Raw genomic sequence first — 16,166 nt, 5'->3', positions numbered from 1 at the left:
TGACAGCGCCCTGAGCAGGGCGTAGGATTCGTCCAAAGGCGCGGGACCTCACACCGGGCCTGCGGATCATCGGAAAGACCCTGACACGGCCATGGCGGGCAGTCTCAAGCAGGACCTCTCACGGTCGACCGGCTCCCGGTCGGCGGGCTATCGCGCGGCGGATCGGCTGCATGCGGTGTTGGCCGGGCTGGGTCCGGCCTCCACGGCCTTTGTCTCCCATCCCGAACCCACGAGCTTTGGCGATCCGGCGCGGGGGCGGCAATTGTTGGCGGGCAATCACCTGATCAATGGCGAGATCACCTCGGCCCCGGGTCTGTCCTTGTGGGATGTGGCCGAAGGCGCGCCGGGGCTCGATGCGATGATGCTCCATGATTTCAAATGGCTCGATGACCTGGCCGCGCTCGGGACGAAACCCGCCCGGGTGCTGGCGCAGGCGTGGCTGTCGGACTGGATAGCGCGCTATGGCCGGGGGCGGGGGCCGGGCTGGACCCCGGATGTGACCGCGCGGCGCATCATGCGCTGGATCAGCCATACGGTGCTTTTGCTGGGGGCGGAGGGGTCGGCGCTGGCACCGCGCTATTTCCGGTCGCTCAGCCACCAGACGGTCTTTCTCAGCCGCCGCTGGCGCACGGCGGCCTCGGGGCGGCCCCGCTTCGAGGCGCTTTGCGGGATGATGTATGCCGGGCTGAGCCTGAGCGGATTCGAGGACAAGGTCGCGGCGGCCTCCAAGGCCTTGGATCAGGCGTGCCTGCGCGAGATCGACGGGCAGGGGGCGCTGGCCTCGCGGAACCCCGAGGACATGCTCGATGTGCTCTCGCTGCTGACCTGGGTCGCGGATGCGGTCGAGGCGCGCGGTCAGGCGCCGAGCCTCGAACAGGCCAAGGCGATCACGCGCATGGCGCCGAGCCTGCGGGCCCTGCGGCACCGGGATGGGACGCTTCTGCGTGGCCATGGCGGCGGGCGCGGCGCGCCGGGCCATCTGGAAGGCACACTGGCGCGGACCGGGGTGGCAGGCCTGTCGGAGGCGCCCTCGGTGATGGGCTTCGCCCGGCTGGCCGCAGGCGGCACCACGGTGCTGATCGACGCAGCACCACCGCCGCGCGGGGCAGCGGCCCTGTCGGCCCATGCCTCGACCCTGGCCTTCGAGATGACCTCGGGCGCGCATCCGCTGGTGGTGAGCTGCGGTCCCGGCAGCGGGTTTGGCCCGGAATGGCGGCGCGCGGCGCGGGCCACGGCGTCCCATTCGACGCTGGAACTCGATGGCCTGTCTTCCTCGCGGCTCATCACGCGGGCGCGCAAACCCGGCGAGATCGAGGCGCTGGCGCAGGTGCCCACCCGCGTCACGGTCGAGATCTATGACGGGCCACTGGGCATGTCCGGGCGGTTGATGACCCATGACGGGTATGATGCGAGCCACGGGCTGACCCATGCGCGGCAGATGGAGCTGGATGGGGCCGGGCGCGTCCTGTCCGGGACCGATACGCTGGCCGCCCTGTCCGAGGGCGCGCATCTACGCTGCGACCGGGCGGCGGCGGGGACGCGCGGGGCGGGCCTGCCCTATTCCCTGCGGTTCCATCTCGCCCCGGAGGTGGAGGCGGAAATCGACATGGGCGGTACGGCGGTCTCGCTCGTGGCCGGGGAGGGCGAAGTCTGGATCTTTCGTGCGCAGGGCGCGGAGCTGCGGCTGGCGCCCAGTGTCGTGCTGGAACGGGACCGGCTGAAACCCCGCGCGACGCGGCAGATCGTGCTGACCGGGCATGTGCAGGATTACGCGGTAGAGATCGGCTGGTCCTTCACCCGCGCGACCTGATCGCGGGGGCGCGGGGTCGCGGGCGGTGATCCATTTGCGCGCCCGCGGCGCTGTCCCATGCGCATTTCGTGCCAGCGGGGGGCGGTGCCCCCAAGAGCAGGCCCTCGCGCGCGGTGCGCCCGCCCCCTTGGCGCACGCGGTCAGACCGGGTAGTATCGGCCTGCGACAGCGTTGCCGGGCCGTTCCCGGCGCGTGGAGTGGTCAATCGCCGAGCCAGCCTGTATAGGGCGCGCAAACGCTGCCACAGACTTTCCAAAGGACCGACCATGACCGACCTCGTGCCGTTGCGCCGCGCGCTGCTTTCTGTTTCCGACAAGACGGGTCTTGTGCCGCTGGGGCAGGCGCTCGCTGCGCGGGGGGTTGAGCTGCTCTCGACCGGCGGGACGGCGAAGGCGCTGCGCGATGCGGGGCTTGAGGTGATCGATGTCTCGGATGTCACCGGGTTCCCCGAGATGATGGATGGCCGGGTCAAGACCCTGCACCCGATGGTTCATGGCGGGCTGCTGGCCCTGCGGGACAATGCGGCCCATGTCTCGGCGATGGAGCGGCACGGGATCGGCGCGATCGACCTGCTGGTCGTGAACCTCTATCCGTTCGAGCAGACCGTCGCGGCGGGGGCGGATTACGCCACCTGCATCGAGAATATCGACATCGGCGGACCCGCCATGATCCGGGCGGCTGCCAAGAACCACGGTTTTGTCAGCGTGATCACCGATGTGGAGGATTACGACGGCCTGCTGGCCGAGCTTGACGCCCATGACGGGGCCACGGATTATCCGTTCCGGCAGGCGCTGGCGCTCAACGCCTATGCCCGAACGGCCGCTTATGACGCGGCGGTGTCCGGCTGGATGACCGATGCGCTGTCGCAGGTGGCACCGCGCCGCCGCGCCGTGGCGGGCACGCTGGCCCAGACCCTGCGCTATGGCGAGAACCCGCATCAGGCGGCGGCGTTCTATGTGGATGGCTCGGACCGTCCGGGCGTGGCCACCGCCGTGCAGCATCAGGGCAAGGAGCTGAGCTACAACAACATCAACGACACCGATGCGGCCTTCGAGCTTGTCGCCGAGTTTGCCCCCGAGGACGGTCCGGCCTGCGCGATCATCAAGCATGCCAATCCCTGCGGCGTGGCCCGCGGTGCGACCCTGGCCGAGGCCTATACGGCGGCCTTCAACTGCGACCAGACCTCTGCCTTTGGCGGGATCATCGCCCTGAACCAGCCGCTGGACGGACCCACGGCCGAGGCGATCTCGGGGATTTTCACCGAGGTGGTGATCGCGCCGGGCGCCGATGCGGCAGCACGCGCGGTCTTTGCCAAGAAAAAGAACCTGCGCCTGCTGACCACCGAGACGCTGCCGGATCCGAAGGCGGCGATGCTCACCGTGCGGCAGGTCTCGGGCGGGTATCTGGTGCAGGACAAGGACAATGGCAATATCGGCTGGGAGGACCTGAAGGTCGTGACCAAGCGCGCCCCGAGCGACGCGGAGATCGCCGATCTGCTCTTTGCCTGGAAGGTCGCGAAACACGTGAAGTCCAACGCCATCGTCTATGTCAAGGACGGCGCCACGGTCGGTGTCGGCGCAGGCCAGATGAGCCGCGTGGACAGTGCCCGGATCGCCGCGCGCAAATCCGCTGATATGGCCGAGGTGCTGGGACTCGACACACCGCTCATCCAGGGCTCGGTCGTGGCCTCGGATGCGTTCTTTCCCTTCCCCGATGGTCTGCTGACGGCGGCAGAGGCCGGCGCAACGGCGGTGATCCAGCCCGGCGGGTCCATGCGGGATGACGAGGTGATCAAGGCCGCCGACGAGGCCGGTCTCGCCATGGTCTTCACCGGCATGCGGCATTTCAGGCACTGACGGCATGCGCGCTCTGATCCTCTCGGCGGTGACGGCCTGTGGCATCGACCAGCTCAGCAAGCTGATCGTGGTCCACTGGATGAACCTCAAGGAAATCAGGGCGATCGACGTGCTGCCGCCGATCCTGAACTTTCGGATGGGCTGGAACCAGGGCGTGAATTTCGGCCTGTTCGGCTCCGAGAGCGATGTGATGCGCTGGGCGCTCATCGCGCTGGCGCTGGGGATCTGCGTGGCGGTCATCCTCTGGCTGCGGCGCGAGGGCGGCGGGCTTGCCGCCGAGATCAGTGCGGGCCTTCTGGTGGGCGGCGCCATCGCCAATGTCATCGACCGGGTGATCTATGGCGCGGTGGCGGATTTCCTGAACATGAGCTGCTGCGGCCTGAACAATCCGTTCACCTTCAATCTCGCGGATGTGGCGATTTTCGCCGGGGCGGTCGGGCTTGTGTTTTTTGCCGGAAAGCCGGACAAAAACCCCTCGTGACCCGGGCGGCGTGATGGGCTATGCCTCGGGACGCGACCGGGTAGGGAGACGATGATGCACCGCGCTTGGACAAAGCTTGGACTTGGGATGCTGGCGGCTGCGGCGCTGAGCGCCTGCAGCATCAATGATGAAGAGCCGATCCTGATGAATGTGCGCTCGACCACGTCCGGTCCCGACGAGTTCGCCATCCTGCCGGCCAAGCCCTTGGTCATCCCCGAGGATCTCGCCTCTCTGCCAGCCCCCACGCCGGGCGGTAGCAACCGCACGGATCCGACGCCGCAGGCCGATGCAATCGCGGCGCTGGGCGGGCGGCCCGAGCGGCTGACGCCATCGGGGCAGATCCCCGGCAGCGATGCGGGGCTGGTGGGCTACACCACCCGCTATGGCCGCGCGGCAGGCATTCGCCAGACGCTGGCCGAGGAAGACCTTGCGTTCCGGCAGTCCAATAATGGCCGTCTTCTGGAGCAGTGGTTCAACGTGAACACCTATTTCGACGCCTATGAGGATGTGAGCCTCGACCAGGAGGCCGAGCTGCTTCGCCTGCGCCGCGCCGGTGTGCGCAACGTCTCGGCGCCGCCGGATCCGAACCGCGAACAGTAGGTATAGCACGCTTACGGCGCGGCCCCGATCTCACGACCCCGACAGCACGTCTTGAAGATGGCGCATGACGCCGTACCTTTGAGGCACGCCGCCTGGATCGAAAAGATGGAGACGCGCATGACGCGATGGAAACGGATGGGGCTGCCTCTGCGCGGGTTGGCACTCGCCGCACTGGCCGCAACCCCTCTGGCCGCTGCCGAGGATGTCACGACCTATACCCTCGAGAACGGGATGGAGATCGTGGTCATCGAAGACCACCGCGCCGCCGCGATCACCAATATGGTCTGGTATCGCACGGGCGCAGCCGATGAGCCGGCCGGCAAGTCCGGCATCGCCCATTACCTCGAACATCTGCTGTTCAAGGGCACCGATGAGCTGGACCCGGGCGAGTTTTCGGCGACCGTTCAGGCCAATGGCGGATCCGACAATGCCTTCACATCCTGGGATTATACCGGGTATTTCCAGCGGATCGCCGCGGACCGGCTCGAGCTGATGCTCAAGATGGAGGCCGACCGGATGGTCGATCTGGTGCTGACCGAAGAGATCGTGGCCCCCGAGCTCGACGTGATCCTCGAGGAGCGGAGCCAGCGCGTGGACAGCTCCGCCGGTGGGCTCTTCGGCGAGCAGCGCCGCGCCGCGCAATATATGAACCACCCCTATGCTATCCCGATCATCGGCTGGCGTCACGAGATGGAGCAGCTGACCAAGCAGGATGCGCTCGATTTCTACGAGACCTATTACGCGCCGAACAACGCGATCCTGATCGTCGCGGGCGATGTGGAACCCGAAGAGGTGCTGGCCCTTGCCCAGACGCATTTCGGCCCGATCCCGTCCAACCCGGACCTGCCGGAGCGGGTGCGCCCCTCCGAGCCGCCGCAACTGGCCGAACGCCGGATCGCCTATGCGGATCCGCGTGTCGCGCAACCTTATGTCATTCGCACCTATCTTGCGCCTGAGCGGGATGCGGGCGCACAGGAAACCGCGGCGGCGCTGACCCTCTTGGCAGAGCTTCTGGGCGGGTCGAGCGCAACGTCTTTTCTTGGCGAGAAGCTTGAATTCGAGACCCAGCGCGCGGTCTATACCTCGGCCTTCTATTCCGGGGTGTCGCTGGATGCGACGACATTCGGGCTGATCACCGTGCCCGCCGAGGGCGTGTCGCTGGCCGAGGCCGAGGCGGAGCTTGACGCCGCCGTGGCCGAGTTCATGGCCAGCGAGATTGACGCAGAGGCGCTGGACCGGATCAAGATGCAGATCCGCGCCTCCGAGATCTATGGCCGGGACAATGTGGGCAGCCGCGCGCGGACCTATGGCACGGCCCTGACCTCGGGCCTGACGGTTGCGGATGTGCAGGCTTGGCCGGACATCCTTGAGGCGGTCACCGCCGAGGACATCAAGGCGGCGGGCGAGATGGTGTTTGACAAGCGCAAGGCGGTCACGGGCTGGCTGATGCGCGAAGGACAAGAGGAACTGATGCAATGAGCCGACTTCTGGGCGGCTTTGCCGCGCTGATCCTCTGGGCTGTCCCGGCCTGGGCCATCGTCGATATTCAGGAGGTCACCTCCCCCGGCGGGATCAAGGCCTGGCTGGTAGAGGATCACTCGATCCCCTTCACCGCGCTCGAGATCCGCTTCAAGGGCGGGGCGGTGGTCGATCCCGCCGACAAACGCGGGGCGGCGCATTTCATGTCCGGCCTGCTCGAAGAAGGGGCGGGGGACTATGATGCCCGCGCCTATGCGGCTCGGACCGAGGCCCTGGCGGCCAGCTTTGACTTCGATATCAGCGATGACAGCCTGTCGGTCTCGGCGCGGTTCCTGACCGAAAACCGGGACGAAGCGCTCGAGCATCTGCGCCTCGCCCTGCAGGAGCCCCGCTTTGACGAGAGCGCGATCGAGCGCGTACGGGCCCAGATCCAGTCGATCATCGCCTCGGATGCCAAGGATCCCGAGACCATCGTGGGCGAGCGCTTCGATTCGCTGGCCTTTCCCGACCACCCCTATGGCACCGCCCGCGAAGGCAGTATCGAGAGCGTGGCCGCGATTACCCGCGCGGATCTTGTGGCCGCCCATCAGGGCATTCTGGCCCGCGACCGGATCTATGTGGGGGCTGCGGGGGATGTGACCGCCGAAGAGCTGGGCACGTTGCTCGACGCGCTGCTCGGCGCTCTGCCCGAGACCGGCGCGCCTCTGCCCGGCGAGACCGAGGTCGCCCTGAGCGGCGGGGTCACCGTCGTGCCTTTTGCGTCTCCGCAATCGGTGGCGCGGTTCGGCCATACGGGGCTTGAACGGGATGATCCGGATTTCTTCCCGGCCTTCATCCTGAATCAGATCGTAGGTGGCGGCGGGTTCAGCTCACGCCTGATGCAGGAGGTCCGGGTCGAGCGCGGCCTGACATACGGCATCGGCTCCTACCTGCTGCCGCTCGATGACGCGGCGCTCTATATCGGGCAGTTCAGCTCGGACAACACGCGGATCGCCGAGGCGATCGAGGTGATCCGGGGGCAATGGGCCGATATCGCCGAAAATGGCGTGACCGCCGAGGAGCTGGAGCAGGCCAAGATCTATCTCACCGGGGCCTATCCGCTGCGCTTTGACGGGAATGGCCGGATCGCGAGCATCCTTGTGGGGATGCAGCAGGATGATCTGGGCATCGACTACATCCCGACCCGCAATGACAAGGTGCGCGCCGTCACCCTTGAGGAGATCCAGCGCGTGGCGGCCCGGCTCATGCGGCCCGAGGATCTACACTTTGTCGTGGTGGGGATGCCCGAGGGGCTCGAGGCCTCCAACTAGCCCTAGGCGACTCGCAGCGGCCATGCTAGATACGGTGGCATGGCCGTTAGCACCCCCAACATCCTGCCCGATACCCCGGATATAGCGGCGCCAAAGCGCCCCGTGATCCGGCAGCTCGACGAGGCGGCGATCAACCGGATCGCGGCGGGCGAGGTTGTGGAACGTCCGGCCTCGGCCATCAAGGAACTGGTGGAGAACGCCCTCGATGCCGAGGCACGGCGCATCGACATCGCCTATGCGGATGGCGGGAAGACCCTGCTCCGGGTGATCGATGACGGGATCGGGATCGCAGCAGAGGATCTGCCGCTGGCCCTGTCGCGCCACGCGACCTCCAAGATCGATGGCTCCGACCTGCTGAACATTCAGTCCTTCGGCTTTCGCGGCGAGGCATTGCCCTCGCTGGGCGCGGTCGGGCGGCTGACCATCTGCTCCCGCGCGGCGGGATCGTCCGAGGCGGCCGAGATCACCGTCGAGGGCGGCGTGATGACCCCCGCGCGCCCCGCGGCACTGAGCCGGGGAACCAGCGTGACCCTGCGCGATCTCTTCTCGGCCACCCCGGCGCGGCTCAAATTCCTGCGCTCGGACCGGGCAGAGGTGCAGGCAATCGGCGACGTGGTCCGGCGTCTGGCCATGGCCGAGCCCGCCGTGGGCTTCACCCTGCGCGATGTCACCGGGGGTGGGGATGGGCGCGTGACCTTCCGGGTCGAGCCCGAGACGGGGGATCTGTTCGACGCGCTTCACCGGCGTCTTGCGCGCATCCTCGGGGCGGAGTTCGCCCAGAACGCGCTCAAGATCGAGGGCGAGCGGGAGGGGCTGGGCCTGACCGGCTACGCGGCCCTGCCGACCTATTCCCGGGGGGCTGCGGTGGCGCAGTACCTTTTTGTGAATGGCCGTCCCGTGCGGGACAAGTTGCTCGTGGGGGCGTTGCGCGGGGCCTATGCCGACTTCCTGAGCCGCGACCGGCATCCGGCGGCGGTCCTGTTCCTCGACTGTCCGCCCGAACGTGTGGACGTGAATGTGCATCCCGCCAAATCCGAGGTGCGTTTTCGCGAGCCGGCCCTTGCGCGGTCGCTGATCGTCACGGCCTTGCGCCATGCGCTGGCCGAAGCCGGGCACCGAGCCTCCAGCACTGTGGCCGATGCGACGCTCGGCGCCTTTCGCGCGCCGGAGCTGGACCCCGATCCGGTGGTCGAGACGCCGGGCCCGGCGCGGGTCTATCAGATGGATCGGCCCAGTGGCGCGTCCCTTGCGCGGGGCACGGGCTGGCAGGCCCCGGCGCCCGAGCCTGCGCCCACGCCCGGGTTCGGCTTTGCCGAAGCCCCCGCTGCCCGGGTCGAGCCCGCGCCGGAGGAGACCGGCCTGATCGCGCGCCCTTTGGGGGCTGCCCGGGCGCAGGTGCATGAGAATTACATCGTCGCCCAGACTGAGACGGGCATGATCCTCGTGGATCAGCATGCCGCCCATGAACGGCTGGTCTATGAAAAGCTCAAGCGGCTGATGGCCGAAAACGGTGTGCCCGCGCAGGCGCTGCTGATCCCCGAGATCGTCGAGCTGTCGGAGGGGGATGCGGCGCGGCTTTTAAACCATGCCGAAGCCTTCGCCCGGTTTGGCCTGCGGATCGAACCCTTTGGCCCCGGCGTTCTTGCCGTGCGTGAGACGCCCGCGATCCTCGGGACCGTGAATGCCGAGGCGCTCTTGCGGGACATTCTCGATGAGCTGGCGGATTTGGGCCAGTCGGACGCGCTGCAATCGCGGATCGACGCGATCCTGTCGCGCATGGCCTGCCATGGCTCGGTCCGCTCCGGACGCCGGATGAGCGCCGACGAGATGAACGCATTGTTGCGCGAGATGGAGGCAACGCCCCATTCCGGCCAGTGCAACCATGGCCGCCCGACCTACGTGGAACTCCAGCTGGCCGATATCGAGCGGCTCTTCGGGCGCACATGATTGAACTCGGCGGTCGTGTCTTCACGCAGGATGAGCTGACGCTTCTGGCCCTTGGGGCCGGTGGGGCGATCGTTCTGTTGATCCTTGTGCTGCTGGTGCTGGCGCTGCGGGCGGCGGGCCGCTCGGCGCGCGCCACCGAGCCGTTGATCGCGCAGGTCACCACGCTCGGCCAGGCGGTCGAGGGGCTCAACCAGGGCCAGCACGCCCTGAGCGGGGGGCTCAAATCCGTCTCCGAGGCGCAGGCCACCGCACAGCTTCACGTGGTGCAGACCATGGAGAGCCGGCTCGCCCATGTGCAGCAGCAGATGACCGATACGCTCCACGTCAACGCGCTGAAATCGGCCAACGCGATCTCGGAAATGCAGACGCGGATGAACGAGGTACTGGCGGGCAGTTCCGAGAAGACGACGAAATCGCTGACCCAGCTGCAGGAGCGTCTGGCGACCATCGACAAGGCCCAGAGCAATATCGAGAAGCTCTCGGGTGATGTGCTGAGCCTGCAGGATATCCTGTCGAACAAGCAGACCCGTGGGGCGTTCGGCGAGATCCAGCTCCATGATATTGTGTCCAAGGCACTGCCGTCGGATGCGTTCGACATGCAGGTCACCCTGGGCAATGGCAAGCGGGCCGATTGCCTGATCCATCTGCCCAACCCGCCGGGGCCCATCGTCATCGACAGCAAGTTCCCGCTGGAGGCCTATGAGAAGCTGCGCGCCGCCGGGACCCAATCGGATCAGACACTGGCCCTGCGCGAGCTGCGCGTCGCGGTGAAGGCGCATATCAAGGCGATCTCCGAGAAGTATATCATCGACGGCGAGACGGCGGATGGGGCGTTGATGTTCCTGCCGTCCGAGGCGGTCTATGCCGAGCTCCATGCCAACCTGCCGGAGGTGGTCCGCGAAGGGTTCGCGGCGCGGGTCTGGATCGTCTCACCCACCACCTGCATGGCCACGCTGAACACCATGCGCGCGGTGCTGAAAGACGCCCGGATGCGCGAGCAGGCCGGGGCGATCCGCAAGAATCTCGGGCTGCTGCATCGCGATGTGGAACTGGTGCTGGAGCGGGTGGCCAAGCTCGACACCCATTTCAATCAGGCCCGCAAGGATATCGAGGGCATCACCACCGCCGCCGAGCGGGCGGGCAAACGGGCCGAGCGGCTCGACAATTTCGACTTCGCCGAGCTTGAGGCCACGCCCGCGCCGCAGCTGGTGTCTGTGCCAGAGACACGGGCCTAGGCCAGACAGCAAAACGGGCCCCGAAGGACCCGCATTCTGAGCATCGCAGAGCGTATCAGGTCAGATCCGCAAGAAGGGCTGCGCGATCTTGGGCAGGATCTTGCGGAATTTCAGCGGCGCGTCGGTCGCGGCCAGACAGATGCAAGCCTCACCCTCTTCGGCGACTGGGGTGTGTTCCACGTTCGGGTCGGCTACCTCGACATCGCCGGGGCCGAACCGGTCAAACTCATCCTTGAACGCGCCCTGCAGGACCAGCGTCAGCTCGGTACCATGGTGGCCGTGATCCGGCACCTCGACGCCCGCCGGGATATAGAGCAGCCGGACCGACGCCTCTTTGGACGTGGGCAGGATCGCCTGCTTGACGCCGAAGCCCACGGGCCGCCAGTTCACATCCTCCAGACCGCCCTGGACATAATCCACCAGCGGTGCCGGCAGAATGCCATTGGCCTTGCTCATGGGGCGCTCGGGCACATTGACCGCAATCGGCCCCTTGGACGGCAGTGCGCGGATCGACGCGAGGCAGCTTTCCAGCGCATCGGGCGCCATTTCCACGGCGGTGGTGTCTTCGAGCAGCGCACCGCCCACCGCCTCATGGGCGGCCAGTGCCGCGCGGCAGTCATCACACATGGAGATATGAGTGGCCACCACGAGGCTAAACGCCTCCGGCAACGTGCCCGCGGAGTACGCCATCAGGAGCGCATCGCTCAGGTGGTGTTTGATCGCAGTTTCACTCATCGGTCAGTCTAACTCGTGTCTTAGTTTCTCTAACGCCAACCTAAGGCGCGACTTGATCGTGCCAAGGGGCAATCCCGTTTCGGTTGCAATTTCACTATGGGACATATCCCCGAAATAACAACGTTCGATGAGTATACGTTGCTTCTCGGGTAACTGGATCAGTGCGGCCTGAAGTTTTTCGCTGTCCTGCTGCATTTCGAGGACTTCGACCTGATCCGGTTCCGGCTCAGGGCCCCAGGGCAGATCCTCTGGCTCGGGGCGCTTCTCCTTGCGGATCATGTCGATTCGACGGTTTCGGGCGATCGTGAAGATCCAGGTCGCCACGCTGGCCCGGGACGGATCGAAGAGATGGGCCTTTTGCCAGACCGTGGTCATCACGTCCTGGGCGCAATCCTCGGCAACGGAATCCGTGGCGCCGGACTTGATCAGGAAGGCTTTGATGCGGGGCGCAAAATGCCGGAACAGGCTCGCAAAGGCCGCCGTGTCCTGCTGGTCGCGAATGGCCAGAAGAACGCCGACCCATTCGGCATCCAGGGTCGTATCACGTGTCGATTTTTGCGCCAGTGCCACTCCGGTCTGGTCCCCGCTTTCCCATTTCCCGGTCTCATCTTAGAGAGCGCTCGCCGGTGATGCATCAAAAATATGTGCGAGCACCGCAGGTTATCCCCGGCGAACAGCCACGGCTGCCTGAAAAATGCGCGAAACCCGCAGAAAGTTAAATCCAACTGGCTTGTCAGTCCGTATGTCAATCAAGCAAGACACGAGGGGACAAGATTTTCATGCCATTCGAGACAGTAAGAGGCGCATCGCGCAGGGTTGCGGTAATCGGCGGGGGTATCTCGGGCCTGGGGGCGGCCCATCTGCTGGCGCGCGAGCACAGCGTGACGGTTTTCGAGGCCGAGAGCCGGTTTGGCGGCCATGCCCGCACGGTGATGGCGGGGCGTTTCGGCGATCAGCCGGTGGATACGGGCTTCATCGTGTTCAACTACGCCAATTACCCGAACCTCACGAAACTCTTCGATGAACTCGATGTCCCGGTGATCAAGAGCGATATGAGCTTTGCCGCCTCTATTGACGGCGGGCGGCTGGAATACGGGCTGCGCACGATCGGCACGCTCTTTGCGCAGAAGCGCAACCTGCTGCGTCCGGCCTATCTGCGGATGCTGAAGGACATCAACACCTTCAACACCCGCGCCTGCGAAGTGGCGGATGATCCGGATATCACCATCGGCGCGTTTCTGGAGCGGCTCGGCACCGGACCGTGGTTCCGGGACTACTATATAACGCCGCTGTCCGGGGCGATCTGGTCCACGCCCGTGGACAAGATCCTCGACTTCCCGGCCCAGGCGCTTGTGACCTTCTTCAAGAACCATGCGCTCCTGTCGGCCACGGGCCAGCACCAGTGGTACACGGTGCAGGGCGGGTCTATCGAATATGTCTCGCGCCTGTCGCGTTCCCTGCTGGAGGCGGGGGTCGAGCTGCGCGCGCCGGCCAAGGTCAGCGCCGTGCAGCGGATCAAGGAAGGTGTGCTGGTGAAGGCCGAGGGCGGCGATTGGGAGCCCTTTGACGACGTGATCTTCGCCACCCATTCGGACCAGACGCTTGCCATGCTCGCCGACAGTTCCGAGGCCGAGCGTCTGGCTCTCGGTGCGGTGCAGTACCAGCCCAACGAGGCGGTGCTCCATGCGGATGCGGCCACCATGCCGAACCATCGCAAGATCTGGGCCGCGTGGAACTATGTGGAAGAGAAGGGCAAGAAAAGCGACCGGATCGACCTGACCTATTGGATGAACAAGCTGCAGCAGATCCCCACCGATGATCCGCTCTTTGTCACCCTGAACGCCACCCGCCCGATCCGCGAAGAGCTGATCTACGACACGGTGACCTTCATGCACCCGGTCTATGATCTGGCCGCGCAGAACGCCCGGGTCGCGCTGCAATCCATGCAGGGGTTGCGGAACACCTATTTCTGCGGCGCCTGGATGAAGAACGGCTTCCACGAGGATGGCTTTGCCAGTGCCGTGGACGCGGTCGCGGCGCTGAACGCCAAGGCCTATCCTGCCGCGAAGGTTGCCGCTGAATGAGCGTGCTCGACCATATCGCCGGGCAGACCTTTCACGGGCGCCGGGGCGCGGTGGAGAACGATTTTCGCTATTCCATCGACTATGTCCTGACCGACCCCGAGGCGCAGTCGGCCACGCCGCTTCTGTTTTCGCGCAACAAGGCCAATCTGGCCTCGCTGCGGGACAGCGACCATGGCGGCGCACCCAAAGAGGGCAAGGGGGCGGATTGGGTCCGCGACATCCTGCATCTGCGGGATCTGGAGGTTGCGGATGGACAGATCCTCCTGCTCGCGCAGCCGCGGATCCTTGGCCATGTGTTCAACCCGGTCTCGTTCTGGCTGTGCCACGACATGGCGGGGAGGCTGCGGGTGGTGATCGCCGAGGTATCGAACACCTTCGGGGATCGGCATTCCTATCTGTGCTACCGCGATGATCTGGAGCCGATCACCCGATCCGACATCCTGACCGCTGAAAAGATCTTTCACGTCTCTCCCTTCCAGCCCGTGGAGGGGGGGTACACCTTCCGGTTCGACATCACCGATGAACGGGTCGGGATCTGGATCGACTATACGACCGGGAATGGCGGGCTCTATGCGACGCTCACCGGGGCACGCAAGCCGATGACCAGCTTTGGCATCCTCAAGGCCTGCCTGCGCCGCCCGCTGGGCTCGCGCCGGGTGCTGGGGCTGATCCATTGGCAGGCGCTGAAGCTTTGGTGGAAAGGCGCGATGTACCGCGCACGGCCCGAGCCGCCGACCCGGGACATCTCCCGGTGACGGATCTGGCAGACACGCCGCCGCGTCTGGCCGCTGAGGGCGCGCCGCGCCTGGCCGGTTACGCGGTTTTTGCCGCGATGATCTCGGCGGCGGGTCTGCCGATCTATATCCATGCGCCGAAATTCTATGTGGACAGCTATGGCGTGAGCCTGACGGCGCTTGGGGCTGTGCTCTTTGTGCTGCGGTTGCTGGATTTCGGGCAGGACCCGCTGCTCGGCTGGCTGTCAGAGCGCACGCGGCGGGCGCGGGCGGCGATGGTCGCGGGCGCGGTGCTTGTGCTGGCCGGGTCCATGATCGGGCTCTTTGCGGTGACACCGCCCGTCGCGCCGCTCTTGTGGTTCGGGTTGACCCTGACGGGGCTCTTTTCGGCCTTCAGCTTTCTGACGATCAGCTTTTACGCCCAAGGGGTGCAGGCCGCTGACCGGCTCGGGGCCAAGGGCCATGTGCGGCTGGCCGGATGGCGCGAGACCGGGGCGCTTCTGGGGGTCTGTGTGGCCGCCGTGGCCCCCACGATCCTGATGGGCAGTTCTGCGCCCTTCACCGCCTTCGCGCTGGGCTTTGCGGTCCTGTGCCTCGCGGCGCTCTGGGCCATGCGCGGACAATGGAGCGCGGTCTCCGTACCCCAATCGGACCAATCCGGGTTCGGCATCGTGCTGCGCGACCCGGTGGCGCGCCGCCTTCTGATCCTCGCGCTGGTCAACGCGACCCCGGTTGCGGTCAGTTCCACCCTGTTTCTGTTCTTCGTGGAAAGCCGCCTGCAGGCGCCGGGCCTCGAAGGCCCGCTCCTGCTCCTCTTCTTTCTGGCGGCAGCGGCCTCGGCCCCGGTCTGGGGCAAGGCGGCGGCCCGGTTCGGAGCCAAGCGCAGCCTGCTTTTCGGGATGGTCCTGTCGATCCTTGCCTTTGCCGGGGCAGCGACCCTCGGTGCCGGGGACACGGTGCTCTTTGCGCTGGTCTGCCTCGGCTCCGGTGCTGCACTGGGCGCGGACCTCACACTTCTGCCGGCGATCTTTGCCCGCCGCATGGCGCAAATCGCCCCGACCGCCGCCGAAGGCTTTGGCCTTTGGTCGCTCGTGTCCAAGTTTACACTGGCTTTTGCGGCAGTCGCCCTACTTCCGCTTCTAGAGACGACCGGATTTAAGACCGGGGCTGACAACCCCCCGCAGGCGCTCCAGATGCTGACATTTCTGTATGCCCTCGTGCCCTGCGCCCTGAAACTGGTGGCCATCGCCCTTTTGGCGGCCACCCGACTGGAGGATGACGACTGATGGACCCGATCGTTTATATTCTTCTCGGACTTGCCCTCGGGCTCACCCTGCTCTGGGTGATCCGGCGGTTCTGGAGCTTTTCGGCCCAGACCCCGGCGGATTACGCAGAGACCGGCCCGGAATTCGACATTCGCGAGCAACTCAAGGGCCCGATCCTCTGCGAAGGCGTGATCTATGGGCCGACCGGGCGCGTGACGTCGCGCTTCGTGGCCGATTTCGACGCCCGCTGGGAAGGCGACACCGGCGTGATGAGCGAAGAGTTCCGCTATGACAGCGGCACGGTGCAGAACCGCGAATGGCGGCTGACCCTCGAGGAGGGCGGCAAGATCCGCGCCGAGGCAGATGATCTGGTGGGCACGGGCTCGGGCCAGCAGAAAGGCTCGGGCGTCAAGCTCAACTACACCATTCGGCTGACCGAGGATGCGGGCGGCCACGCTCTGGACGTGACGGACTGGATGTACCTGATGGACAATGGCGCGATCATCAATCGTAGCCAGTTCAAGAAGTTTGGCCTCCCCGTGGCGGAACTTGTGGCGACCATGCGGCGTAAACCTACTGACGCCTACACGCGGCTCGAAGCAGCTGAGTGAAGGCGCGCGATCTGCAGCC

The 16,166-nt window shown here is 66.1% G+C and carries 14 protein-coding genes; 12 read left to right on the top strand and 2 right to left on the bottom strand.

Going from position 1 to position 16,166, the window contains the following annotated elements; all coding sequences use genetic code 11:
- The first annotated feature begins 91 nt into the window (after positions 1-91).
- The 8 genes from ACP150_RS18410 (at position 92) to ACP150_RS18375 (ending at position 10,718) form a co-directional block, all read left to right on the top strand.
- Entirely contained in the window at positions 92-1,810 is a 1,719-nt protein-coding gene (locus ACP150_RS18410) for a heparinase II/III family protein (RefSeq protein WP_424968152.1), read from the top strand.
- A 266-nt stretch (positions 1,811-2,076) separates the two neighbouring features.
- A complete protein-coding gene (gene purH / locus ACP150_RS18405) occupies positions 2,077-3,666 on the top strand; it encodes a bifunctional phosphoribosylaminoimidazolecarboxamide formyltransferase/IMP cyclohydrolase (protein WP_424968151.1) in 1,590 nt (529 codons plus the stop codon).
- A gap of 4 nt (positions 3,667-3,670) precedes the next feature.
- Positions 3,671-4,147, top strand: a complete 477-nt coding sequence (lspA, locus tag ACP150_RS18400) for a signal peptidase II (protein ID WP_424968150.1) — start codon at positions 3,671-3,673, stop codon at positions 4,145-4,147.
- An 87-nt stretch (positions 4,148-4,234) separates the two neighbouring features.
- Entirely contained in the window at positions 4,235-4,747 is a 513-nt protein-coding gene (locus tag ACP150_RS18395) for a DUF3035 domain-containing protein (protein WP_424968149.1), read from the top strand.
- A gap of 117 nt (positions 4,748-4,864) precedes the next feature.
- Positions 4,865-6,226 (top strand): M16 family metallopeptidase, encoded by a 1,362-nt coding sequence (locus ACP150_RS18390; RefSeq protein WP_424968148.1) that lies wholly within the window; start codon positions 4,865-4,867, stop codon positions 6,224-6,226.
- A complete protein-coding gene (locus ACP150_RS18385) occupies positions 6,223-7,536 on the top strand; it encodes a M16 family metallopeptidase (protein ID WP_424968147.1) in 1,314 nt (437 codons plus the stop codon). The genes ACP150_RS18390 and ACP150_RS18385 overlap by 4 nt, the downstream gene beginning before the upstream one ends.
- 39 nt (positions 7,537-7,575) lie before the next feature.
- Positions 7,576-9,483 carry a DNA mismatch repair endonuclease MutL gene (gene mutL, locus ACP150_RS18380; RefSeq protein WP_424968146.1) on the top strand — a complete coding sequence of 636 codons (1,908 nt, stop codon included), beginning with the start codon at positions 7,576-7,578 and terminating at the stop codon, positions 9,481-9,483.
- Positions 9,480-10,718, top strand: a complete 1,239-nt coding sequence (locus ACP150_RS18375; RefSeq protein WP_424968145.1) for a DNA recombination protein RmuC — start codon at positions 9,480-9,482, stop codon at positions 10,716-10,718. Before mutL ends, ACP150_RS18375 begins: the two co-directional genes overlap by 4 nt.
- Before the next feature lie 60 nt (positions 10,719-10,778).
- On the opposite strand, the gene ACP150_RS18370 is transcribed toward ACP150_RS18375, so the two are convergent.
- Positions 10,779-11,453, bottom strand: a complete 675-nt coding sequence (locus ACP150_RS18370; RefSeq protein ID WP_424968144.1) for a ChrR family anti-sigma-E factor — start codon at positions 11,451-11,453, stop codon at positions 10,779-10,781.
- A 3-nt stretch (positions 11,454-11,456) separates the two neighbouring features.
- Positions 11,457-12,023 (bottom strand): sigma-70 family RNA polymerase sigma factor, encoded by a 567-nt coding sequence (locus ACP150_RS18365; protein WP_424968143.1) that lies wholly within the window; start codon positions 12,021-12,023, stop codon positions 11,457-11,459.
- Positions 12,024-12,232: 209 nt separating this feature from the next.
- Between ACP150_RS18365 and ACP150_RS18360 the strand changes: the two genes are divergently transcribed.
- Genes ACP150_RS18360 through ACP150_RS18345 form a run of 4 tightly spaced genes read left to right on the top strand, consistent with a single transcriptional unit; the run spans position 12,233 to position 16,147 of the window.
- On the top strand, positions 12,233-13,537 hold the full coding sequence (locus ACP150_RS18360) for an NAD(P)/FAD-dependent oxidoreductase (RefSeq protein WP_424968142.1): 1,305 nt from the start codon (positions 12,233-12,235) through the stop codon (positions 13,535-13,537).
- Positions 13,534-14,292 carry a DUF1365 domain-containing protein gene (locus tag ACP150_RS18355; protein ID WP_424968141.1) on the top strand — a complete coding sequence of 253 codons (759 nt, stop codon included), beginning with the start codon at positions 13,534-13,536 and terminating at the stop codon, positions 14,290-14,292. The genes ACP150_RS18360 and ACP150_RS18355 overlap by 4 nt, the downstream gene beginning before the upstream one ends.
- Complete coding sequence (locus ACP150_RS18350; RefSeq protein WP_424968140.1) at positions 14,289-15,557, top strand: MFS transporter; 1,269 nt, start codon at positions 14,289-14,291, stop codon at positions 15,555-15,557. The genes ACP150_RS18355 and ACP150_RS18350 overlap by 4 nt, the downstream gene beginning before the upstream one ends.
- Complete coding sequence (locus tag ACP150_RS18345) at positions 15,557-16,147, top strand: DUF3833 domain-containing protein (RefSeq protein ID WP_424968139.1); 591 nt, start codon at positions 15,557-15,559, stop codon at positions 16,145-16,147. The genes ACP150_RS18350 and ACP150_RS18345 overlap by 1 nt, the downstream gene beginning before the upstream one ends.
- The last annotated feature ends 19 nt before the right edge of the window (positions 16,148-16,166 follow it).

Origin of the sequence: Dinoroseobacter sp. S375 (assembly GCF_049800775.1) — a bacterium.
Lineage (GTDB): Bacteria > Pseudomonadota > Alphaproteobacteria > Rhodobacterales > Rhodobacteraceae > Dinoroseobacter.
Note: the sequence above shows the minus strand (reverse complement) of the source record. Positions and strands in the feature narration are given on the sequence as shown.

What these genes read in the sequence shown, in the direction of transcription:
- ACP150_RS18410 (WP_424968152.1), top strand. Translation starts at nt 92, where the DNA reads ATGGCGGGCAGTCTCAAGCAGGACCTCTCACGGTCGACCGGCTCCCGG.
- purH (WP_424968151.1), top strand. Translation starts at nt 2,077, where the DNA reads ATGACCGACCTCGTGCCGTTGCGCCGCGCGCTGCTTTCTGTTTCCGAC.
- lspA (WP_424968150.1), top strand. Translation starts at nt 3,671, where the DNA reads ATGCGCGCTCTGATCCTCTCGGCGGTGACGGCCTGTGGCATCGACCAG.
- ACP150_RS18395 (WP_424968149.1), top strand. Translation starts at nt 4,235, where the DNA reads ATGCTGGCGGCTGCGGCGCTGAGCGCCTGCAGCATCAATGATGAAGAG.
- ACP150_RS18390 (WP_424968148.1), top strand. Translation starts at nt 4,865, where the DNA reads ATGACGCGATGGAAACGGATGGGGCTGCCTCTGCGCGGGTTGGCACTC.
- ACP150_RS18385 (WP_424968147.1), top strand. Translation starts at nt 6,223, where the DNA reads ATGAGCCGACTTCTGGGCGGCTTTGCCGCGCTGATCCTCTGGGCTGTC.
- mutL (WP_424968146.1), top strand. Translation starts at nt 7,576, where the DNA reads ATGGCCGTTAGCACCCCCAACATCCTGCCCGATACCCCGGATATAGCG.
- ACP150_RS18375 (WP_424968145.1), top strand. Translation starts at nt 9,480, where the DNA reads ATGATTGAACTCGGCGGTCGTGTCTTCACGCAGGATGAGCTGACGCTT.
- ACP150_RS18370 (WP_424968144.1), bottom strand. Translation starts at nt 11,453, where the DNA reads ATGAGTGAAACTGCGATCAAACACCACCTGAGCGATGCGCTCCTGATG.
- ACP150_RS18360 (WP_424968142.1), top strand. Translation starts at nt 12,233, where the DNA reads ATGCCATTCGAGACAGTAAGAGGCGCATCGCGCAGGGTTGCGGTAATC.
- ACP150_RS18355 (WP_424968141.1), top strand. Translation starts at nt 13,534, where the DNA reads ATGAGCGTGCTCGACCATATCGCCGGGCAGACCTTTCACGGGCGCCGG.
- ACP150_RS18345 (WP_424968139.1), top strand. Translation starts at nt 15,557, where the DNA reads ATGGACCCGATCGTTTATATTCTTCTCGGACTTGCCCTCGGGCTCACC.